Raw genomic sequence first — 21136 nt, forward strand, 5'->3', positions numbered from 1 at the left:
CTAACGGCTGTCGGTCCGTCCGACTGTCTTTCCGCTTCTGGAGTATCCGTCATGTCTATCCCCTCACGCCTGACCCTCGCTGCCGTTCTGCTGGCGCTGACGGCGGGCTGTGCCTCGCAGAATCCCTATGACGCGCCGCAGCAATCCGGCGGCATGAGCAAGACCACCAAGTACGGCGGCCTCGGCGCGCTGGCAGGCGCAGTGGCCGGTGCGGCGATCGACCACGACAACCGTGGCAAGGGCGCGCTGATCGGAGCCGCGGTGGCCGGTGCCGCCGGCGCGGGCTATGGCTACTACGCCGACAAGCAGGAAGAGGAGCTGCGCCGCAGCATGCAGGGCACGGGCGTGGAGGTGCAGCGTCAGGGCGACACCATCCAGCTGATCATGCCCGGCAACATCACCTTCGCCACCGACTCTGCGGAGATCGCCAGCAGCTTCTATACACCGCTGAACAACCTGGCCAGCTCGTTCCGCCAGTACAACCAGAACAGCATCGAGATCGTCGGCCATACCGACAGCACCGGCAGCCATGCGCACAACATGAACCTGTCGCAGCGCCGCGCGCAGAGCGTTGCCAACTACCTCTCGGCCCAGGGTGTCGACGCCTCGCGCATGAGCACCCGCGGCGCCGGCCCGGACCAGCCGGTCGCCAGCAATGCTACGGCCGATGGGCGTGCGCAGAACCGGCGGGTTGAGGTCACCTTGCGTCCATTGCCGGGCGCACAGTACTGACAGCCGCATCATGCAGAGGCCCCGCGAGGGGCCTCTCGCATTTTTGGGGCGCGGCGCCGACGAGAATCCTGACTACACTCCCAACATAGACCGCGCCCAGGCGCGCGGGCGGTCGTGTCTCGGTGAGCAGGCACGTCGGCGCAGGATCAGGAGACCCCATGGACGATCTCGCTCCCACGCTTCCCACCCGCAAACCCTGGATTCCCCTGCTGGTGAGCTTGCTGCTGTTGTGCGGCCTCGGCTCGCTGGTGTTCTGGCAATGGCACACCTTGGAGAAGACCAGCCGGCAGGCCCAGGAACAGCGCTTCAACCTGGCCGTCGACGGCGTCGAGCTTGGCGTGCGCGAGCGCATGCGCGCCTACGAAATGGTGCTGCGCAGCATGGCGGGGCTGATGGCCGGCAGCGACAGCGTTTCCGATCTGGAATGGCAGCGCGCCACCGACCAGCTGCAGCTGCAGGAGCAGTATCCGGGCATCCAGGCGCTGTCCTGGAGCCGCTACCTGCGCCGGGGTGAGCTGGCGGCCTTCGTCGAGGCGGTGCGGGCGGACGGGCGCGGGGACTTTCAGGTCTATCCGCCCGGCGAGCGCGAAGCCCATCTGGTCGCAGACTTCATCAACCCGCTGAACTGGCGCAACCGTCGCGTAGTTGGCTTCGACATGTATAGCGAAGCGACCCGGCGCGCCACCATCGAGCGTGCCCGCGACAGCGGCGAGGCAGCGCTTACCGGCCCCCTGCGCCTGCGCCAGGAAACCGAGAAAGATGTGCAGACCGGCATGCTGCTGTACCTGCCGGTGTTCCGCCAGAACGCACCGATGAGCACGGTCGAGGGACGTCGCGCCGCGCTACTGGGCATGGTCGCCGGAACCTTCCGCCTGGATGACCTGATGCAAGGCATCCTCGGCAGCAGCGCCGCGCAGTTCGAGGTGACGCTGATCGACCTGGGTGACACCGACCATCCGCTGCTGAGCAGGGACGACCTGTTTACTCCAACGCCGCGCTTCCAGGCCCAGCGCACGCTGAGCATCTACGGCCGCGACTGGCAACTCGGAGTTGCCAGCACCTCGGCGTACGAGGCAGCTCTCAGTGACGTCGGCCAGCCGGTCGGCCTGATCTTCGGCCTGCTCGCGGCCGCGCTTCTGGCGCTGCTGGTCGGTGGCTTCCTGTTCCTGCGCGAGCGCGCGTTGAACCAGAGCGAGGTGCAGCGTCGGCGCCTGCACGAGAGCGAGGTACGCTTTCGCCTGGTGGTGGAGGCCTCGCCCAACGCCATCGTGCTGGTCGACCAGGCGGGTAATGTCGCCATGGTCAACCGCCAGGTCGAGCTGCTGTTCGGCTACGAGCGGGCCGAGCTGCTCGGCCAACCGGTCGAGCGCCTGCTGCCCGAGCCCCTGCGCCAGGGCCATGTCGCCATGCGCCAGGCCTTTCACCGTGCGCCCGAGCAACGCCGCATGGGCGGCAACCGCGAGCTGTTCGGCCAGCACCGGGATGGCCGCCTGATACCTCTGGAGGTCGGCCTGGCGCCCATCCGTGCCGGCGATGAACTACTGGTGCAGGCGGTGATCATCGACATCAGCGAGCGCAAGGACGCCGAGCAGCGCCTGCGTGAGCAGGCCGAGCAACTGGCGCTGGCCAACCGCTACAAGTCCGAATTCCTGGCCAACATGTCCCACGAGCTGCGCACGCCGCTCAACAGCATCCTCATCCTCAGCGAGCAGCTGCGGCACAACGTGGCCGGCAACCTCAGCGAGAAGCAGGTCAAGCACGCGGACATCGTCTACAAGGCCGGCAACGACCTGTTGCGCCTGATCAACGACGTGCTCGACCTGGCCAAGATCGAGGCCGGCCGCGTGCAGCTCAAGCTGGAGCCGCTGAACATCCATGACCTGCTGGTGGAGCTGGATTCCAGCCTGCGGCCGATGGCCGAGATCAAGGGCCTGCGCCTGATCGCCCACCTCGAGCCGGGCGTGCCGCGGATGATCCACAGCGACCGCGGACGCCTGCAGCAGATCCTGCGCAACCTGCTGTCCAACGCCCTCAAGTTCACCGAGCACGGCGAGGTGGAGCTGTCCATCGGTCGCTCGCCACTGTCGCTCGACGACGAGCGCGAGACGCTGCAGTTCGTCGTCCGCGACAGCGGCATCGGCATCGACCCGGCGCAGCACGAACGCATCTTCCAGGCCTTCCAGCAGATCGACGGCTCCACCAGCCGGCGCTTCGGCGGCACCGGCCTGGGGCTGGCCATCACCCGTCAGCTGGTCGAGGTGCTGGGCGGCCGGATCAGCCTGCAGAGCAAGCCGGGGGAGGGCTCGCGTTTCATCGTGCGCCTGCCGGTGGTGGCGCTGAGCACCCAGGCCCACGACGAGGAGCCCGATGCGCCTCCCCAGCGGGTGGGCAGCGGCCCTGCGGTGCTGATCGTTGAGGATGACCCCAACTTCGCCGCGGTGATCGCCGAACAGGCGCACGCCCACGGCTTCTCCAGCGTGCACTGCCGCACCGGCCGCCAGGCCATTGCCCTGCTGCAGGAGGAGCGCTTCGTCGCGGTGATACTCGACATCCTCCTGCCGGACATCAGCGGCTGGCAGATCTACCGTCGCCTGCGTGGCCTGGTGCAGTACCGCGAGGTGCCGGTGCACATCGTCTCCTGCGTGCCGCAACCGCAGGACTGGCGAAGCGACGGCGCCCGCTACCTAGTCAAGCCGGTCGGTCGCGACGATATGGAGGCGGTGTTCCAGGGCATCGCCGCCGGCGGTCTGCCGAATCGCAGCCTGCTGCTGGTGGAGGACGTGGAGGTGGAGCGCGAGCACTACCGCGAGCAGCTGAGCCAGATGGGTTTCGTGGTCACCGCCGTGGGCAGCGCCGAGGCGGCGCGCGAGGCCTACGCGGCCAGGGCCTTCGACGCCCTGGTGATCGATCTGGACCTGCCCGAGCAGGACGGCTTCCTGCTGCTGGAGGCGCTGCATCGCCAGCGCCCGCTGCATGACAGCCAGGTGGTGATCAACACCGGCCTCGACGTCACCCGCCACGACCTGCAGCGCCTGCGCCGCTACTCGGCGGTGGTGGCGCGCAAGAGCGGCGAGGACGTCGGCGCGCTGGCGAACGCGCTCAAGGGGTTCCTCGCCGATGTGCTCGAGCCACAGCCCGACAACTCCGAGCTGAACGGCAGGCGTGTTCTGCTGGTCGATGACGATATCCGCAACATCTACGCGATGACCGCGCTGCTGGAAGAAATCGGCCTGACGGTCATCACCGCCAAGGATGGCGAGGAGGCGCTGCAGGTGTTCGGCCGCGAGCCCTGCGACCTGGTGCTGATGGACATGGCCATGCCCAACATGGATGGCTACACCGCCACCCGCATCCTCAAGGGCGAGCGCGACTGCACCGTGCCGGTCATCGCCTTGACCGCCCACGCGATGAAGGGCGACCGGGAGAAGTGCATCACCGCCGGTTGCGACGATTACCTGGCCAAGCCCGTGGCGCGCCAGGACCTGCTGGAGATGCTGCATCGCTGGCTGGCGGAACCCGACGCGCAGCGCCGGGTACAGAGGTGAACCAGATGCGAGGAGAGGAGGGCCCGATGGCGCAATTGCAGGAGGCCGCGACGGACGAGCAGATACTGCTGGTGGTGGACGACCGCGAGGAGAATCGGGTGGCCATGGAGGCACTGCTCGGCGACGGCCAGTGGAACGTGCGCACCGTCGATTCGGGGGAGGCGGCGCTGCGCTGCATGATGGAGGAGGCGGTCGGCCTGGTCCTGCTCGACGTGCAGATGCCGCGGATGGACGGCTTCGAGGTGGCCCGCCTGATGCGCGGCAGCTCGCGCACCCGCTACACCCCCATCATCTTCCTCTCCGCCATTGCCCACACCGAGGAGTCGGTACTGCGCGGCTATGCCATCGGCGCGGTGGACTTCATCCTCAAGCCCTTCGATTCGCGTGTGCTCAAGCACAAGATCAGCGCGTTGCTGGAGCAGGAGCGCCACCGCCACGAGCTGGAGCTGCTGACCCAGCAGCTGGATCGCGAACGCGCCTTCAACGCCTCGGTGCTGGACAACGCCTCCGAGGGCATCCTGGTGATCGACCGCGACGGCATCATCCGCTTCGCCAACCCGGCCATGGCGCAGATGCTCCGCTGCACGGTGACGGAGCTGCAGGGCAGCGCGCTGTTGTCCCACCTGCACACGCCGCAAGCGCCGAGCGACTGGAAGGACAGCGAGTTCTACCGGCACTGGCGGGACGGCCGGACCTACCGCGCGCACGACGCGGTGCTCACCACCCGCGACGGCGGCTATCTGCCGGCCGCGCTGTCCTGCTCGCCGTTGCCGCAGTACCAGAACTCCATGGTGCTGATAGCCCTGGACATGTCGGTGGTGCGCACCCTGCACGCCCAGTTGGAATCCCAGGCGGTCACCGACGCGCTGACCGGCCTATACAACCGGCGCGGTTTCCATCAGGCGCTGGAGACCGCGCTGTCGCGGATCGACCGCAGCGGCAAGCGCATGGCCGTGCTCTACCTGGACCTGGACGGTTTCAAGCGCATCAACGATTCGCTCGGCCACGACGCCGGCGACGAGATCCTGCGCAAGGTCGGCGAGCAGCTCAAGCACTGCCTGCGGCCTTACGACATCGTCGCGCGCATGGGCGGCGACGAATTCACCGCGCTGCTGGACACCCTCGACCACCCCGAAGATGCGGCGCGGGTGGCGGAGAAGCTGATCGAGACCATCTCGGTGCGGCACAAGGTCGACGGCATCGACTTCACCCTGGGCGCGAGCATCGGCATCTCGGTTTATCCCGAGTGCGGCAACACGGTCGACCGCCTGCTGCGCTCCGCCGACATGGCCATGTACGAGGCCAAGCGCGCCGGCCGCCAGCAGTACCGCTTCTTCTCGCCGGAGATGAACGGCCGCGCGCGGTCGCGGCTGATGCTCGAGGAGAGCCTGCGCAACGCCATCGAGCAGGACGACTTCGTGCTGGTGTACCAGCCGCAGATCGACCTGGCCAGCGGCCGCCTGCGCGGTTTCGAGGCGCTGCTGCGCTGGGAGCACCGGGTGGCGGGCACCATCACGCCGGGCGTGTTCATTCCGCTGCTGGAAGAGACGCGCCTGATCAATCGCCTGGGCGACTGGATCTTCAATCAGGGCGTGCGCCAGTGCCGGGCCTGGCAGGCGCAGTTCGGCGACCAGTTGCTGCTCAGCCTCAATGTCAGCCCCGTGCAGTTCGGCATGCCGCAACTGGTCGACGAGCTGCGTCGGGTACTGGAGAGCCACGGACTGAACCCGTCGCAGCTGGAACTGGAGGTGACGGAAGGGGCGCTGATGCAGGACCTCGATGCCACCCGCGAGCAACTGCGTCAGCTACGCGCGCTGGGCGTGCGCATCGCCATCGACGATTTCGGCACCGGCCATTCTTCGCTGGCCTACCTGCGCCATTTCGACCTGGACACCCTGAAGATCGACCGCCTGTTCGTGGCCAACATGCTCGACTCGCCGAAGGACGCGGCGATCGTCAGCACCATCATCGATCTCGGCCACCATCTGGGCCTGGAGGTCATCGCCGAAGGGGTGGAAACCCTGGAGCAGCGCGACTGGCTGATCGCCCATCGCTGCACGGCCATGCAGGGCTTCCTGGTGGCGCCGGGGCTGCCAGTGGCGCGGGCCGCGGCCTTTCCGGCGCGCCTGGACTGGAGCACCTGGCAGCCCGACGAGCCGCCGCAGGTGATTGGCTGATCCCGTTCAGTCGAACGCGGAACGAGGCGCGACGAGGAGCGCGCCCGGTCGTTCAGCCACGGCCTGGGAACTGCTGGTGCAGCCGCTCCAGCTGCGCGTCCTTGGCCTCCCACAGCGCATTGACCCATTGCTGGAAGCGCAGGCGGTACTCCTCGTCCTGGTCGTAGTTGCGGCCGATGAATTCGCCGGGCACGGCCAGCTTGTCGAAGCGCACTACCACCTCGTCGAGGTTGCCGCTCAGCAGGTCCCAGAAGCCGGGATTGCCGTTCGGGTAGTGGATGGTGACGTTGACGATGGCGTCCAGCTGCTCGCCCATGGCGTCCAGCACGAAGGCGATGCCGCCGGCCTTGGGCTTGAGCAGGTACTTGAAAGGCGAGTTCTGCTGGGCGTGCTTCTGTGGCGTCAGGCGCGTGCCTTCGAGGAAGTTGAACACCGACACCGGGTTGCCCTTGTAGCGTGCGCAGGCGCGGCGGGTGGTGGCCAGGTCCTGGCCGCGCTTCTCCGGGTGCTTGGCCAGGTACTCCTTGGTGTAGCGCTTCATGAAGGGGAATTCGAGGGCCCACCAGCACAGGCCGATCACCGGGACCCAGATCAGCTCCTGCTTGAGGAAGAACTTGAGCAGCGGCATGCGCTGGTTGAGCAGGTACTGCAGCACCAGGATGTCCACCCAGCTCTGGTGGTTGCTGGTGACCAGGTAGGAGTGGCGCATGTCCAGGCCCTGCAGGCCTTCCACGTCCCAGCGGGTGTCGCGGACCAGGCGCATCCAGAACTTGTTGAAGCCGATCCAGAACTCGGCGATGCCGTGCATCACCTTGCGGAGCAGGCGCTGAGCCGGGGGGAAAGGCAGCAGCAGCTTGAGCAGCGCCACGGCGAACAGCGGCCAGCAGCAGATCAGGGTGTTTAGGGCCAGCAGCAGGGCGCTGATGAGGCCGCGCAAGGGGGCGGGCAGAAAATGCAGCATGGGCTCGAGAGGCTCCTGGTCAGGGGGCTTTCTGGGTGAGCCCCGTACGGTCGAGATACCTGCAGCACTTCCTGCGGCAAGTCGGTCCGGCGCTTAGGTTAACGCTTGTACACTGAACGGCAAGTACCAGGGTGGACCGCCAGGTCATTCCGCCGGTCCGTGCGCCGGGCGCGCGGATTTTAGCGCAAGGCCGGAGACGCTGTGATGACGCGTCGCGCGAAGCATCCCTGGTACTCGTGGCCAGTGTGGCACCGCTTTGTGCGCACAGCGCACCCTGCCAGGCGCCGGGTTCAGCGCTCGGATGCCGGAGCCGTAGGGTGCGCCGTGCGCCCTGTCGCTACGTAAACGCCGGATAGCATGCGCATCCATGACGCAAATGTGCCGTCAGTGCTTCGCCGCCGCCTGAATCGCGGTGAGGGCGATGGTGAAGACAATGTCGTCCACCAGGGCGCCGCGCGACAGGTCGTTCACCGGCTTGCGCAGGCCCTGCAGCATGGGCCCGACGCTGACGCAGTCGGCGCTGCGCTGCACCGCCTTGTAGGTGGTGTTGCCGGTGTTCAGGTCGGGGAACACGAACACCGTGGCGCGTCCCGCCACCGGGCTGTTCGGGGCCTTCTGCCGGCCGACGCTGGCAATGGCCGCGGCGTCGTACTGCAGCGGACCGTCGATCAGCAGCGCCGGGTTCGCCTCGCGCGCCAGGCGCGTGGCCTCGCGCACTTTCTCCACCTCGGCGCCGCTGCCGGAATCGCCGGTGGAGTAGCTGATCATCGCCACTCGCGCCGGCACGCCGAAGGACTCGGCGGAGGCGGCGCTCTGCAGGGCGATCTCGGCCAGCTCGGTGGCGTTGGGGTCGGGGTTCACCGCGCAGTCGCCGTAAACCAGCACCTGGTCCGGCAGGAGCATGAAGAACACCGAGGACACCAGGTTGTAGCCCGGCGCCGTCTTGATCAGCTGCAGGGCGGGGCGAATGGTATTGGCGGTGGTGTGGATGGCGCCCGAAACCAGGCCGTCGACCTGATCCAGCGCCAGCATCATGGTGCCCAGCACCACGCTGTCCTCCAGCTGGGCCAGGGCCATGGGCGCGTTGAGCCCCTTGCCCTTGCGCAGCTCGACCATCGGCTCGACGTAGTGCTCGCGGATCGCCTCCGGGTCGAGAATTTCCAGCCCTTCCGGCAGCTCGATGCCCTGGGCCTTGGCCACGGCGTGGACCTCTTCCGGCTTGGCCAGCAGCACGCAGCGGGCGATGCCGCGGGCCTGGCAGATGGCCGCGGCCTGCACGGTGCGCGGCTCGCTGCCCTCCGGCAGGACGATGCGCTTGTTCGCCGCCTGGGCGCGGCGCACCAGCTGGTAGCGGAACGCCGGCGGCGACAGGCGCAGCTCGCGCGGAGTGCCGCAGCGCTGTTTCAGCCAGTCCAGATCGATATGGCCGGCGACGAACTCGGTGACCTTCTCGGCGCGCTCGCGGTCGTCGATCGGGATCTCCTTGTTCATGCGGTTGAGGTTGGTCGCCGTGTCGTAGGAGCCGGTGCTCACCGTCAGCACCGGCAGTCCGCCCTGCAGCGCGGCCTGACACAGCTCCATGATGCGCGCATCCGGCGGGAAGTCGCTGCACAGCAGCAGGCCGGCCAGGGGCACGCCGTTCATCGCGGCCAGGCTGGCAGCGAGGATGATGTCGTCGCGGTCGCCCGGGGTGACCACCAGCACGCCGGGCTTGAGCAGGTGAACGGTGTTCGGCACGGCGCGGGCGCAGAGCACGATCTTGTTCACCCGCCGCTGTTCGTAGTCGCCGGCGTTGAGCACCTGGGCGCCGAGCAGATCGGCCACGTCACGGGTGCGCGGGGCGTTCAGCTCGTCCTGCCAGGGAATGCAGCCGAGCACGCGGAAGTCGCCGCTGCGCAGCAGCGGAGAGAGTCGGCCAAGCTCGTCGGTGAAGGCCTCGACACCCTTCGGGTGGCGCACCTTGTTGAGGATCACGCCGATCATCTTCGGGTCCTTCGGCCCACCGAACAGCTGGGCCTGGATCTCGATGCGGTCGGACAGCTCGGTGATCTTCTCCGGCTCGTCGCCCTCGGGAGCAGAGACCAGGATGATCTCGGCATCCAGGCTCTTGGCCAGGTGCACGTTGACCCGCGCCGCGTAGCTGGCGTGACGGGTCGGCACCATGCCCTCGACGATCAGCACGTCCATGCCCTCGGCGGCCTGCTGGTGCAGGCTGACGATCTCCTCGAGCAGCTCGTCCAGATGGCCGTCGCCGAGCATCCGTTCGACCTGGGCCAGTGGCAGCGAGCGGGGCGGCAGCAGGCCGTGGGTGCGGGCGATCAGCTCGCTGGAGCGCTCCGGGCCGGAGTCACCGGGATGCGGCTGGGCGATCGGCTTGAAGAAGCCGACCTTCAGCCCGGCGCGCTGCAGGGCGCGGACCAGGCCGAGGCTGATGGAGGTGAGACCGACGCCGAAGCCGGTGGGGGCGATGAAGAAGGTGTGCATGGGCGTTCCTTGGGCGGTCAGGCGGTCAGCAGGGCCAGGGTGTCGAGGGCGATCTGCCGTTCCTCGTTGGTCGGCACCACCAGCACCCGCGGGTGGCCGTGGGCCTGGATGGCGCCACCGACGCCGCGGATGCAGCGGGCGTTGGCCTCCTTGTCGAGGGCCAGATTGAACAGCTTCAGGTGGGCCACCGTCTTGCTGCGGATCAACGGTGAGTTCTCGCCGATGCCGCCGGTGAAGATCAGGCCGTCCAGCTGCGGCAGGGCGCAACTCATGGATGCGAGGGACTTGGCCAGGCGGTAACAGAACACCTCGATGGCCAGGGCCGCACCCGGGTGACCCTGGTCGCGCGCCTGCTCCAGCGCGCGCATGTCGTTGGACAGGCCGGACAGGCCGAGCAGGCCGCTGTCCTTGTTCAGCATGGCGTCGATCTTCTCCAGGCTCCAGCCCAGGGTGCGGGCCAGGTGGCCGTGCAGGTTGGGGTCGATGTCGCCGCTGCGGGTGCCCATCACCAGGCCCTCCAGCGGGGTCAGTCCCATGCTGGTGTCGCGGCTCTGGCCGTCGACGATGGCGCAGGTCGAGCAGCCGTTGCCCAGGTGGGCGGACAGCCAGCTGCTGTCGCCGTGGGACAGGCCGGCCATCTCCGCCGCGCGACGGCTGACATAGCGGTGGCTGGTGCCGTGGAAGCCGTAGCGGCGCACGCCATGATCGCGGTACAGCGCCTCCGGCACGGCGTAGCGGTAGGCGTGCTCGGGCAGGCTCTGGTGGAAGGCGGTGTCGAACACCGCCACCTGGGTGAGGTTGGGGAACAGCTTGAGCGCCGCCTCGATCCCCAGCAGGTTGGCCGGGTTGTGCAGCGGTGCCAGCGGCGCGGTGGCGCGGATCGCCTGCAGGCTGTGCGGGTCGATGCGGCAGGCGGCAGTGAACTGCTCGCCGCCGTGCACCACGCGGTGGCCGATGCCGTGCAGCTTGCCGCCGGCGGCGCCTTGCACCAGCGGCAGCAATTGATGCAGCGCGGCGCGGTGGTCGCCGTTGGGCAGCATCAGGCTGTCCTTCTCGCCGCCGCGCTGCCAGTGCAGCACGGCATCGTGGCTGCCAAGGCGCTCGGCCAGGCCGCTCAGGGTGAATTGCGAGTGGGCCTCGTTGACCAGGGCGAACTTGATCGACGAGCTGCCGCAATTGATGACCAGAATATTGCGTGCCGGCATGACTATTCCTTAGAGGCTGTTTCCGTTTCGTTCGCGCACCAGCCACAGGCGAAGGGCTGGCCGAGGAGACGCTGGCGCTCGAGCGGGTCCAGGACCCAGGCCCGATTCTGCCACGGTGGCAGATGCCGCAAATGCTGCGTATGGCCGCAGGACAGTTCTGCCACCCAATGACCGTCCTCGTCCTGGTGGAAGCCCAGCAGGCGCGTGGCCCGTCCGTCAGTACCGCGGTCGCTTTCAGCGGGCGTGGCGAGTAGACTTGGCCCCCTTCCATTCTCTTGCAAAAGGTTTTCCCTCCATGCAGATCGCCGCCAACAAGGCCGTGTCCATCGACTATACCCTGACCAACGATGCCGGTGAGGTGATCGACAGTTCCGCTGGTGGCGCTCCGCTGGTGTATCTGCACGGTGCCGGCAACATCATCGTCGGCCTGGAGAAGGCGCTCGCGGGCAAGCAGGCCGGTGACGAGCTGAGCGTGGCCATCGAGCCGGCCGACGCCTACGGCGAGTACAGCGCCGAGCTGGTCGCCACCCTCAACCGCAGCATGTTCGAAGGCGTCGAAGAGCTGGAAGTAGGCATGCAGTTCCACGCCTCCGGTCCGGACGGCGGCATGCAGATCGTCACCATCCGCGACATCGAGGGCGACGACGTGATCGTCGACGGCAACCACCCGCTGGCCGGCCAGCGCCTGAACTTCCAGGTCAAGGTGGTCGACGTGCGTGAGGCCAATGCCGAAGAGATCGCCCACGGTCACATCCATGGCGAAGGCGGTCACCATCACTGATCGGTGACGCGGCCGAGCAATACGACTTATGGTCGTTCCATGCCCGGCCTCGGCTGCTAAGCTCAGCTAACCGAAAAAGGCGCCCGCGGGCGCCTTTTTTGTCCCGCGCTGGGGCTTCCGTCATGCCCAAGGAGTCAGTCATGAGTGCCTTTCACGATCTCAATCTGCGTGCGCTGGACGGCCAGGACCTGCCGCTGGCGCCGTACAAGGGGCAGATAGTGCTGGTGGTCAACGTGGCCTCCAAATGCGGCCTCACCCCCCAGTACGCCGGCCTGGAAAAGCTCTATCAGGAGTACCGCGAGCGTGGCTTCACCGTGCTCGGCCTGCCGTGCAACCAGTTCGCCGGCCAGGAGCCGGGCGGCGAAGACGAGATCCGCGAGTTCTGCAGCCTCAACTATGGCGTGACCTTTCCCCTGGGCAGCAAGCTCGAGGTCAACGGCCCCGGCCGCCATCCGCTGTATCGCCTGCTGGCGGGCGAGGGCGCCGAGTTCCCCGGCGACATCAGCTGGAACTTCGAGAAGTTCCTGGTCGGCCGCGACGGCCGCGTGCTGGCGCGTTTCTCGCCGCGCACCACGCCGGACGACCCGGCGCTGGTCCAGGCCATCGAGAAAGCCCTGGGCTGATTGCGCCATTCCTGCGGCCGATTTGCCCGCCGCGTCTTGTCCCCTCGGCGTCCCGGTAGCCTAATCGGGGCCTCTGCCGAGGAGACAGCGATGACCAGCTTCACCCCCGACGATCTCAACCCCACGGCCTCGCCACAGGCGCTGCGCGCGCTGATCGAGAGCCGTCGCGCGGTGCGCCGCTTTCTGCCCGAGCCCGTGCCGGACGAGGTGATCCGCGATTGCCTGGAACTGGCCGTGCTGGCACCCAATTCCTGCAACCTGCAGCCGTGGAGCTTCCAGGTGGTGCGCGACCCGGCGCTGCTGGCGCGGCTGCACCCGGTGTGCATGAGCCAGAACGCGGCAAAGGCGCCCTTGATCATCGCCGTGCTGGCGCGCCCGGATACCTGGAGGCAGGCCTGCGCCAACGTCGTCGACTACTGGCCCGAGCCCGAGGTGCCGGCGCGCATCCGCTACTTCTACGCCAAGACCGCACCGTTCCAGTACAGCCAGGGCCCGCTAGGCCTGCTAGGCCTGGTGAAGCGTCAACTGGTGCGCCTGGCAGCGCTGCGCAAACCGCTGATGCGCACACCCAACAGCCGCGCCGACATGCGCCTCTGGGCGGTGAAGTCCACGGCGCTGGCCGCCGAGAACCTGATGCTGGCCTTCCAGAGCCACGGCTACGCCACCTGCCCAATGGAGGGCTTCGACGAGGTGCGCCTGCGCAAGGTGCTGGATATCCCGCGCCAGGCCATCCCGATCATGCTGCTGGCGGTCGGTCGCCAGGGCGAGAAGGGCGTGTACAACCCGCGCATGCGCTTTCCTCTGGAGCAGCACATCACCTGGCTGTAGATGTGCGCCGTATGCGGCACCGTTTGTCTCGCGACGCACCGGCGCAACCTGGCGCGTTGTAGCGGTCAATCACCGAAATCAATAGTGCTGGGCTGGGCGAGACGACCGGTCATATGCTCGCCGCCATGAACAGCAGCATCCGACTCGACAAGCGTGACCTGATCCTGGCCAAGGGCTCGCAGGTGATGACGCGTCGCGGCTACCACGGCACCGGCGTGATGGAGATCGTCCAGGCCGCCGGCATTCCCAAGGGCAGCTTCTATCACTACTTCGCCAGCAAGGAAGATTTCGCCCTGCAGGCCCTGGAGTTCCTCTACGGCCCGCGTCTGACGCGATACGCCGAGGCTCTGGGCAACACGGCGCTGAGCCCCAGCGCGCGCATCCTCGGTTACTACCGCGAGCTGCTGGCGCATTTTTCCCGCCAGGAGCAGCCCGAGTATCACTGCTTCATCGGCAGCCTGAGCTTCGAGATGAGCGAGGTGCTGCCGGCCATCGGCGCCGAGGTGGAGCGCATCCAGCAGGCCTCGGTGGAGATCCTGCAGGGCTGCCTGGAGCAGGCCAAGGCAGCCGGAGAGCTGGCCGCCGACGAGGACTGCGAGAACCTGGCGACCTTCATCTCCAACGCTTGGCAGGGCGTGCTGGCGCGTCTCAAGGTCGGCCGCAGCCTGCAACCGCTGGAAGCTTTCATTCATCGTCTGGAGCTGCTGCTGCGGCCCTGACCGTTTTTTGCCCATCGACGAGACGACCGGTCAGCTGGCCGGCCCCAAGGAGAATCCATGACCGCACAAGCCCTGTTCGAACCCTTCCGCCTGGGCAGCCTGGAGCTGCCGACCCGCGTGGTGATGGCGCCGATGACCCGTTCCTTCTCCCCGGGTGGCGTGCCCGGCGCCCAGGTGGTGGAGTACTACCGTCGCCGCGCCGCGGCCGGCGTCGGCCTGATCGTCACCGAGGGCACCACCGTCGGCCACAAGGCCTCCAACGGTTACCCGCACGTGCCGCGCTTCTATGGTGAAGACGCCCTGGCTGGCTGGAAGCAGGTGGTCGACGCGGTGCACGCCGAAGGTGGCAAGATCGTTCCGCAGCTGTGGCACGTGGGTAACGTGCGCAAGCTGGGCACCGAGCCGGACGCCAGCGTGCCGGGCTATGGCCCGAGCGAGAAGGTGAAGGACGGCAATGTGGTCGTGCACGGCATGACCCAGCAGGACATCGCCGAGGTGATCGCCGCCTTCGCCCAGGCCGCCCGCGACGCCAAGGCCATTGGCATGGACGGCGTGGAGATCCACGGCGCCCACGGCTATCTGATCGACCAGTTCTTCTGGGAAGGCAGCAACAAGCGCACCGACGAATACGGTGGCGACCTGGCCCAGCGTTCGCGCTTCGCCATCGAGCTGATCCAGGCCGTGCGCGCCGCCGTCGGCCCGGACTTCCCGATCATCTTCCGCTTCTCCCAGTGGAAGCAGCAGGACTACACCGCGCGTCTGGTACAGACCGCCGAGGAGCTGGGCGCCTTCCTCAAGCCGCTGGCCGATGCCGGCGTGGACATCTTCCACTGCTCGACCCGCCGCTTCTGGGAGCCGGAGTTCGAAGGCTCCGACCTCAACCTGGCCGGCTGGACCCGCCAGCTGACCGGCAAGCCGACCATCACCGTGGGCAGCGTCGGCCTGGACGGCGAGTTCCTGCAGTTCATGGTCAACACCGACAAGGTCGCCGAGCCGGCCAGCCTGGAGAAGCTGCTGGAGCGCCTGAACAAGCAGGAGTTCGACCTGGTGGCCGTGGGCCGCGCCCTGCTGGTGGATCCGGACTGGGCGGTAAAAGTGCGCGATGGCCGCGAAGGCGACATCCTGCCGTTCAGCCGCGAGGCCCTGAAGACCCTGGTCTGAGCCGATCGCATTACCCCGACGCGCCTCTGGCGCGTCCCTCCAAGCCCCGACACACCGGGGCTTTTTTATGCCCGCCGCTGGGCCCGCATGGCGGTGCTGTGGCAGGTTGGATGGCGTTGAAGCGGTGCGCATGGCGCACCCTACGGTTCGGGTGAGCTCGTAGGGTGCGCTGTGCGCACCATGTCTCGTGGCTGGCTGGAGCGGACGTCGAAGAACGGCGCGCCCGCCGTTCTCTAGGATTGCCTGGCGTGGAGCAGGTGTTCCTCGAACTGCTCGACGATGGCCGGCCAGCCCTGCTTGCCGGCGTGCTGGCGGGCGTTGAGCCGGACCCGGCGCATGTTCTCCGGGTCTTCCAGCAGCCAGCGCGCAGCCTCGATGAAGGCCTGTTCGTCGCCGGGTATGGCCAGGGCGCCGTTGTGCCCGTGGCGGATGTGCTGGGCCGCCGCGGCCTGGTCGAAGGCCACCACGGCTAGGCCCGAGGCCAGCGCCTCCAGCACCACGTTGCCGAAGGTCTCGGAGAGGCTGGGAAAGAGGAACAGGTCGCCGCTGGCGTAGTGCTCGGCCAGCGCCTCGCCGCGTTGCACGCCGCAGAACAACGCGTCCGGCAGCTCGCTCTGCAGCGAGACGCGCTGCGGGCCGTCACCCACCAGCACCAGGCGCAGACGCCGCTGCGGCAGCTGCCGCTGCAGCTCGCGGAAACCGCGCACCAGCAGAGCCAGGTTCTTCTCCGCCGCCAGGCGCCCGACATGCAGCACGGCGATGTCGTCGTCGGCCAGGCCCCATTGCGCGCGCAACGCGGCCGAGCGTCGCGACGGGTGGAACAGCTGGCCGTCGACGCCGCGCGCCAGCAGCTCCAGGCGCTCGAAGCCGCGGCGCTGCAGTTCGACGCGCTGGCTGGGGCTCGGCACCAGGGTCATGCGCGAGCGGTTGTGGAACCAGCGCAGGTAGCCGGTCAGCAGCCGCGTCAGCAGGCCGAAGCCGTAGAGATCGCTGTACTGCTGGAAGTTGGTGTGAAAGCCACTGACCACCGGGATGCCTAGGCGCCGCGCCGCGCGCAGGGCGGACAGGCCCAGCGGACCCTCGGTGGCGATATACAGCACGTCCGGGCGGTTGCGCTGCCAGCGGCGCAGCAGCTTGTGCTGGGAAGACTGGCCCCACTGCAGGCCGGCGTAACCGGGCACCGGCCAGCCGCGGGTGAGCAGCAGTTCTTCGTCGCTGCGCGGCGCCTCGTCGGCCTGGCGCGGGCGCACCAGCTGCAGCCGGTGGCCGCGCTCGCGCAGACCCTGGCACAGACGGCCCAGCGTATTGGCTACGCCGTTGACCTCCGGGGGAAAGGTCTCGCTGACCAGGGCGATGTGCAGACTCGTGACATTCATGGCATGAGTCTGGGACCGCGTCGTGTCCGGTTCATGACGGGCCGGTGACGCTCGGATGACGAGCGCCTGGGCGGAGCGGCAGAGAGCGGCGGGTCAGGCGGAGGGGCGCAGTTCCAGCGGCATGCGGTAGCCGATTCTGGCCAGCTCGTATTCGATGCCGATGTCGTGCACCAGCCGGGCGATCCTGTCCTCGGAGTGCAGGTCGCCGGTGTCGATGCCCACCACGGTGAACTCCACTTCGCCGGAGCGCTCGGCCAGCAGCTGCAGGGTCAGGAAGCGGCCGTCGGGCACGCTGCAGACGCAGCGAAGCGGCAGGAAGGCGTGTTCGATGCGCCTGCTCAGTGCCAGGTTGTTCAGCGACTGACCCATCCGATGGCCTCCGTGCGAGGAAGAGGTGATAGATGCCTGACCATAGCAGTCGGAAACGTCGCGTGCCGCCCCTTCCATCGCAAAAATGCAGAGATAGAGCGGTTCGGCACACTTTTTTGACCGCGTGCCGCCGCTGGCTCAGCCGCTCGTTGCCTGCGCGCCGCGCTCGCGCACCCAGAACAGCGTGGCCCCGGCCACCGCGGCGGGCATCACCAGGATGTTGACGAAGGGAATCAGCAACGCCAGATACACCGAGCCACCGAAGCCCAGGCTCTGCCAGCGCTTCTCGCGAAGCCAGGCGAGCATCTCGTTCCAGCCCAGCTTGTTGTTGTCCGCCGGGTAGTCGATGTACTGCACGGCCATCATCCACACGCCGAACAGGATCCACAGCGGGGCGGCGATCAGGTTCAGCACTGGCACGAACGTGAGGATCAGCAGCGGAATGGCGCGCGGCAGGAAGTAGGCCAGCTTGCGCATCTCGCGGCCGATGGTGCGCGGCATCATGGCCATCAGCTCGGACCAGCTGAACGGCGGGAAGTCGTCCCGGCCGCGCAGCACCACCTCCACCTTCTCGGCGAGGAAGCCGTTGAAGGGCGCGGCGATGATGTTGGCGAGCAGGGTGAAGGTGAAGAACATCAGCACCAGCACCAGCAGCACGAACAGCGGCCAGAGCACGTATTCGAGGAAGCTCAGCCAGTCCGGCAGGCTCGGCATCACGCCGTCCACCCAGCCGCCGAACTGCTGCATGGCCAGCACGATGAGGCCGACGAACAGCAGCGTATTGACCGCCAGGGGCAGCAACACGAACAGGCGCAGGCCCGGGCTGAGCACCAGCTTCAGGCCTTGGCTGAGGTATTGGGGGCCGGACAGGGCAGGGGCGAGCATCGCGATCTCCGCAGCGGTGGAAACGCGCCGACCTTAACCACTTTGCCGGGTGGAGGAAAGCCGCTGGAGGCGATACAGGCAGGCGCGGTTGCGCTCACGCTTGGCCTCGTACATCGCCCGGTCGGCGGCCTTCACCAGGCTCTCCGCGTCGTCCGCGTGCTCGGGAAACAGGGCGATGCCGATACTCGGCGTAACAAAGTCGATGACCAGCTCGTCGATCACCACCGGCTGCTTCAGGGCGTCCAGCAGGCGCAGGGCGACCCGCTCCGCCACCTCAGTGGTGCTGGCGCTGACGATCAGGGTGAATTCGTCGCCGCCCAGGCGGTAGACCCGGTCGGGCTGGCGCATGGCACCGCGCAGGCGGTCGGCGACGGTTTGCAGGAGCAGGTCGCCGATGTCGTGACCATGGCGGTCGTTGACCTCCTTGAAACGGTCCAGGTCCAGGTACAACAACGCCAGGTGCTCGCCGTTGTGTCGCGCCTGGTCGAGGGTCAGGCGCAGTTGCTCGGTGAAGGCCTTGCGATTGCCCAGGCCGGTGAGAGGGTCGCGGTAGGCCATGTCCAGCAGCTGGTTCTGGTACGCCACCTGATCGCTGATGTCGCGCAGGATGCCGCGATAACCGGCGAACCTACCCTGGCCGTCCTGGACCAGGGAAAAGCGTGTCTCGTAATAGCCCTGGCTGCCGTCGCGGCGACGGAAGGGCGCGGAGAAACTGATGTTCTCGCCGTTGTGATGGGCGCGGGTGAACAGGGCCACCGCCCGCTCGATGTCCTCGCGTTCCAGCAGCCGCTCGAAGCTGCTGCCGTGCAGCTCCTCGGCGTCGTAACCGAGCATGGCGCAGAGGGCGCGGTTGGTGGCGCTGATGTGCCCCTGCCGGTCGAGCTCGAAATAGCCGTCCTGGATCGCGTCGAGTATCACCCGGTCGCGTGCCTCGCTGAGCTCGAGACGTTCGAGCATGCGGTTGACCTCCTGGGCCAGCCGGCCCAGCTCGTCGTTGCCGTCGTCGATGAGGCGCAGGTTGCTCGACTCCGGGCCGATGGCGGCGATGTCGCGGTGCATGCGCATGACCCGGCGCAGGATGCCGAAGTCTAGGCCCAGGTAGATCAGCAGCCAGGCCACCAGGCCCACGCCGGTGGCCTGGGCGAGGAAGATGGCGATGGCCTTGCGGCCTTCCTGGTAAAGGCGTCGCTCGCGAGTCAGCTCCATCAGCAGTTGTGGCTCGCCGAGGCTGTTGTGCACCAGCAGGTCCAGTTGCTGGCGCTCTTCGTCGAGTACCCGGCGCGGGCTGACCTCGATGCGGTTGAGGGTCACGCTCGCGACCGTCGGTAGCTCGCGCCAGGTATCACGCCCGGCCTTCGGCGGCAGCAGGCGCAGCACGGCGTTGACCTGGGACTGCAACTGCTCGGCACGTTCGCCGTCGATGAAATGTCCCGCCACCAGGGTGCCGAGGTTCGGCAGGCTGTTCTGGTTGTTGCTGATGCCGCCCATGGCCAGCACCAGCGGCACGCCCTGCACGACGACGATCTGACCGCGCAGGTCCTCGCGGTTGCCCGGTTGCCGCAGGCGTCGCACCTGCTTGAGAATGGCCGTGCGCAGCGACTCGTGGCTGCCTGGCCGTTGCGTGCCCAGGGTGAGCATGTCCGGCAGATCGGGCGGTAGCCACTGTTCGGCGCGGACCTGGTCGTCCAGATCGAGCAGCAGCATGAAGTCAAAGTTGATCTGGCGTAGCGCCTCCGCATCCATGTTCCGACGCACGAAGTCGGGACGCTGGCCGCGCATGAAGTCGTAGCTGTCGTCCCACTTGGCGTAGCTCAGCACCAGGTCGAGGTTGCGCTTGAGGTTGTGGTCGAGCAGGCCCTGCAGACGCCTGGCCTCGGCATCCAGCAGGGCCGCGTCCTGGCGGTCGAAGCGGCTGAGAATGAGGTTCTGCGACAACAGGTAGGCGAAGCCCAGAGCCAGCAACAGCAGCGGGGCGAACAGCCAGAACAGACGTTTGCGCAGAGTCATGCCGTCGTAGCCGTGGGAGCGGGGAGTCGGGTCAGTATAGTCGAGGGCACCTGGCGGCCCGGCGCGGATAGGTCGGCGCTATCGGCAACATTGAGAATGGGCATTTTCGTCCTTTGCGGCGCGCCGATAGCCTTGCGCTCAATTCCCCTTGCCGGGGCCGTCCAGTCCCAAGCCTTCCCCTAGTGCTTCGGACGGTCCCTTTTTCTTCAGGAGTTGGTCATGACCGCCACCCGCCATGCCCGCGTCATCATCCTCGGCTCCGGCCCCGCCGGTTACAGCGCCGCCGTGTACGCCGCCCGCGCCAACCTCAAGCCGCTGCTGATCACCGGCATCCAGGCCGGCGGCCAGCTGACGACCACCACCGAGGTCGACAACTGGCCCGGCGACCCCCATGGCCTCACCGGCCCGGCGCTGATGCAGCGCATGCAGGAGCACGCCGAGCGCTTCGAGACCGAGATCGTCTTCGACCACATCAACGCCGTGGACCTGGCCGGCAAGCCCTTCACCCTGATCGGCGACAGCGGCACCTACACGGCCGATGCGTTGATCATCGCCACCGGCGCCAGCGCCCGTTACCTGGGCCTGCCTTCGGAGCAGGCGTTCATGGGCAAGGGCGTGTCCGCGTGCGCCACCTGCGATGGCTTCTTCTACCGCAACCGCGAAGTGGCGGTGGTTGGCGGCGGCAACACCGCCGTGGAAGAGGCGCTGTACCTGGCCAACATCGCCAGCAAGGTGACCCTGGTGCATCGCCGCGAGACCTTCCGCGCCGAGAAGATCCTGCAGGACAAGCTCAAGGCCCGCATCGCCGAGGGCAAGATCGAGCTGCGCCTGAATGCCGAGGTGGACGAAGTGCTGGGCGATGCCAGCGGCGTGACCGGCGTGCGGCTGAAGCACAACGACGGTGCCGGCAGCGAGCTGAAGGTGGACGGCCTGTTCGTCGCCATCGGCCACACGCCGAACACCTCGCTGTTCGAGGGCCAACTGGCGCTGCGCGACGGCTATCTGGTGGTCAATGGCGGGCGCGACGGCAATGCCACCGCCACCAGCATCCCCGGCGTGTTCGCCGCCGGCGACGTGGCCGACTCGGTATACCGCCAGGCCATCACCTCGGCCGGCGCCGGCTGCATGGCGGCGCTGGATGTAGAGCGGTATCTGGATTCGCTGTAGCACCGCGTCACCGAAAGAAGCTCCGACATGCGGGGCTTCTGCCTTTCTGAGGACATAAAAAAGCCGCCCGGGAGGGCGGCGAGGATCTCTAACCTGCGTCGATGACAGGAAGCGCT

The 21136-nt window shown here is 67.6% G+C and carries 17 protein-coding genes; 9 read left to right on the forward strand and 8 right to left on the reverse strand.

The annotated features are described in order from the left end of the window. Positions 1-51: 51 nt before the first annotated feature. From NF616_RS16705 to NF616_RS16715, 3 genes are all read left to right on the forward strand, one after another. On the forward strand, positions 52-732 hold the full coding sequence (locus tag NF616_RS16705; protein ID WP_252274422.1) for a YiaD family glycine zipper/OmpA-like lipoprotein: 681 nt from the start codon (positions 52-54) through the stop codon (positions 730-732). A 158-nt stretch (positions 733-890) separates the two neighbouring features. Further along, the gene (locus NF616_RS16710) at positions 891-4277 is read left to right on the forward strand and encodes a CHASE domain-containing protein (RefSeq protein ID WP_252274423.1); all 3387 of its coding nucleotides are present in this window, start codon (positions 891-893) and stop codon (positions 4275-4277) included. A 26-nt stretch (positions 4278-4303) separates the two neighbouring features. Next, on the forward strand, positions 4304-6454 hold the full coding sequence (locus NF616_RS16715; protein ID WP_252274424.1) for a putative bifunctional diguanylate cyclase/phosphodiesterase: 2151 nt from the start codon (positions 4304-4306) through the stop codon (positions 6452-6454). A gap of 52 nt (positions 6455-6506) precedes the next feature. On the opposite strand, the gene yihG is transcribed toward NF616_RS16715, so the two are convergent. The 4 genes from yihG to NF616_RS16735 form a co-directional block, all read right to left on the reverse strand. Then, positions 6507-7415, reverse strand: coding sequence for a 1-acylglycerol-3-phosphate O-acyltransferase, YihG family (yihG, locus tag NF616_RS16720; protein ID WP_252274425.1), 909 nt, complete (start codon positions 7413-7415; stop codon positions 6507-6509). Positions 7416-7799: 384 nt separating this feature from the next. Further along, positions 7800-9899 (reverse strand): phosphate acetyltransferase, encoded by a 2100-nt coding sequence (gene pta, locus NF616_RS16725; RefSeq protein ID WP_252274426.1) that lies wholly within the window; start codon positions 9897-9899, stop codon positions 7800-7802. Between the two features lie 17 nt (positions 9900-9916). Beyond that, complete coding sequence (locus NF616_RS16730; RefSeq protein ID WP_252274427.1) at positions 9917-11104, reverse strand: acetate kinase; 1188 nt, start codon at positions 11102-11104, stop codon at positions 9917-9919. A 2-nt stretch (positions 11105-11106) separates the two neighbouring features. Continuing rightward, positions 11107-11385 (reverse strand): DUF3565 domain-containing protein, encoded by a 279-nt coding sequence (locus NF616_RS16735; protein ID WP_252274428.1) that lies wholly within the window; start codon positions 11383-11385, stop codon positions 11107-11109. 14 nt (positions 11386-11399) lie between these two features. Here NF616_RS16735 and NF616_RS16740 point away from each other — a divergent pair, with 14 nt between their 5' ends. The 5 genes from NF616_RS16740 to NF616_RS16760 all read left to right on the forward strand — a co-directional run bounded on the left by NF616_RS16740 (position 11400) and on the right by NF616_RS16760 (position 15216). Next, positions 11400-11885, forward strand: a complete 486-nt coding sequence (locus NF616_RS16740; RefSeq protein WP_252274429.1) for an FKBP-type peptidyl-prolyl cis-trans isomerase — start codon at positions 11400-11402, stop codon at positions 11883-11885. A gap of 140 nt (positions 11886-12025) precedes the next feature. Further along, positions 12026-12508, forward strand: a complete 483-nt coding sequence (locus NF616_RS16745; RefSeq protein WP_252274430.1) for a glutathione peroxidase — start codon at positions 12026-12028, stop codon at positions 12506-12508. A 90-nt stretch (positions 12509-12598) separates the two neighbouring features. Beyond that, complete coding sequence (locus NF616_RS16750; RefSeq protein ID WP_252274431.1) at positions 12599-13336, forward strand: nitroreductase family protein; 738 nt, start codon at positions 12599-12601, stop codon at positions 13334-13336. A 125-nt stretch (positions 13337-13461) separates the two neighbouring features. Further along, positions 13462-14055 carry a TetR/AcrR family transcriptional regulator gene (locus NF616_RS16755; RefSeq protein WP_434091897.1) on the forward strand — a complete coding sequence of 198 codons (594 nt, stop codon included), beginning with the start codon at positions 13462-13464 and terminating at the stop codon, positions 14053-14055. A 57-nt stretch (positions 14056-14112) separates the two neighbouring features. Continuing rightward, on the forward strand, positions 14113-15216 hold the full coding sequence (locus tag NF616_RS16760; RefSeq protein WP_252274433.1) for an NADH:flavin oxidoreductase: 1104 nt from the start codon (positions 14113-14115) through the stop codon (positions 15214-15216). 233 nt (positions 15217-15449) lie between these two features. Here the strand turns inward: NF616_RS16760 and NF616_RS16765 are convergent, their stop codons facing one another. From NF616_RS16765 to NF616_RS16780, 4 genes are all read right to left on the reverse strand, one after another. Beyond that, the gene (locus NF616_RS16765; protein WP_252274434.1) at positions 15450-16592 is read right to left on the reverse strand and encodes a glycosyltransferase family 4 protein; all 1143 of its coding nucleotides are present in this window, start codon (positions 16590-16592) and stop codon (positions 15450-15452) included. Positions 16593-16685: 93 nt separating this feature from the next. Continuing rightward, the gene (locus NF616_RS16770; protein WP_252274435.1) at positions 16686-16961 is read right to left on the reverse strand and encodes a DUF1652 domain-containing protein; all 276 of its coding nucleotides are present in this window, start codon (positions 16959-16961) and stop codon (positions 16686-16688) included. 138 nt (positions 16962-17099) lie between these two features. Next, positions 17100-17846 carry a sulfate transporter CysZ gene (cysZ, locus tag NF616_RS16775; protein WP_252274436.1) on the reverse strand — a complete coding sequence of 249 codons (747 nt, stop codon included), beginning with the start codon at positions 17844-17846 and terminating at the stop codon, positions 17100-17102. A 33-nt stretch (positions 17847-17879) separates the two neighbouring features. Beyond that, complete coding sequence (locus NF616_RS16780) at positions 17880-19853, reverse strand: sensor domain-containing diguanylate cyclase (protein ID WP_252274437.1); 1974 nt, start codon at positions 19851-19853, stop codon at positions 17880-17882. Between the two features lie 219 nt (positions 19854-20072). Here NF616_RS16780 and trxB point away from each other — a divergent pair, with 219 nt between their 5' ends. Next, positions 20073-21020 carry a thioredoxin-disulfide reductase gene (gene trxB / locus NF616_RS16785; RefSeq protein ID WP_252274438.1) on the forward strand — a complete coding sequence of 316 codons (948 nt, stop codon included), beginning with the start codon at positions 20073-20075 and terminating at the stop codon, positions 21018-21020. Positions 21021-21136: the final 116 nt, after the last annotated feature.

Origin of the sequence: Pseudomonas subflava (assembly GCF_023823685.1) — a bacterium.
Taxonomy (GTDB): domain Bacteria; phylum Pseudomonadota; class Gammaproteobacteria; order Pseudomonadales; family Pseudomonadaceae; genus Aquipseudomonas; species Aquipseudomonas subflava.

Coding starts and splice junctions, on each gene's coding strand:
- NF616_RS16705 (WP_252274422.1), top strand. CDS start 52: ATGTCTATCCCCTCACGCCTGACCCTCGCTGCCGTTCTGCTGGCGCTG.
- NF616_RS16710 (WP_252274423.1), top strand. CDS start 891: ATGGACGATCTCGCTCCCACGCTTCCCACCCGCAAACCCTGGATTCCC.
- NF616_RS16715 (WP_252274424.1), top strand. CDS start 4,304: ATGGCGCAATTGCAGGAGGCCGCGACGGACGAGCAGATACTGCTGGTG.
- yihG (WP_252274425.1), bottom strand. CDS start 7,415: ATGCTGCATTTTCTGCCCGCCCCCTTGCGCGGCCTCATCAGCGCCCTG.
- pta (WP_252274426.1), bottom strand. CDS start 9,899: ATGCACACCTTCTTCATCGCCCCCACCGGCTTCGGCGTCGGTCTCACC.
- NF616_RS16730 (WP_252274427.1), bottom strand. CDS start 11,104: ATGCCGGCACGCAATATTCTGGTCATCAATTGCGGCAGCTCGTCGATC.
- NF616_RS16740 (WP_252274429.1), top strand. CDS start 11,400: ATGCAGATCGCCGCCAACAAGGCCGTGTCCATCGACTATACCCTGACC.
- NF616_RS16745 (WP_252274430.1), top strand. CDS start 12,026: ATGAGTGCCTTTCACGATCTCAATCTGCGTGCGCTGGACGGCCAGGAC.
- NF616_RS16750 (WP_252274431.1), top strand. CDS start 12,599: ATGACCAGCTTCACCCCCGACGATCTCAACCCCACGGCCTCGCCACAG.
- NF616_RS16755 (WP_434091897.1), top strand. CDS start 13,462: ATGAACAGCAGCATCCGACTCGACAAGCGTGACCTGATCCTGGCCAAG.
- NF616_RS16760 (WP_252274433.1), top strand. CDS start 14,113: ATGACCGCACAAGCCCTGTTCGAACCCTTCCGCCTGGGCAGCCTGGAG.
- NF616_RS16765 (WP_252274434.1), bottom strand. CDS start 16,592: ATGAATGTCACGAGTCTGCACATCGCCCTGGTCAGCGAGACCTTTCCC.
- NF616_RS16770 (WP_252274435.1), bottom strand. CDS start 16,961: ATGGGTCAGTCGCTGAACAACCTGGCACTGAGCAGGCGCATCGAACAC.
- cysZ (WP_252274436.1), bottom strand. CDS start 17,846: ATGCTCGCCCCTGCCCTGTCCGGCCCCCAATACCTCAGCCAAGGCCTG.
- NF616_RS16780 (WP_252274437.1), bottom strand. CDS start 19,853: ATGACTCTGCGCAAACGTCTGTTCTGGCTGTTCGCCCCGCTGCTGTTG.
- trxB (WP_252274438.1), top strand. CDS start 20,073: ATGACCGCCACCCGCCATGCCCGCGTCATCATCCTCGGCTCCGGCCCC.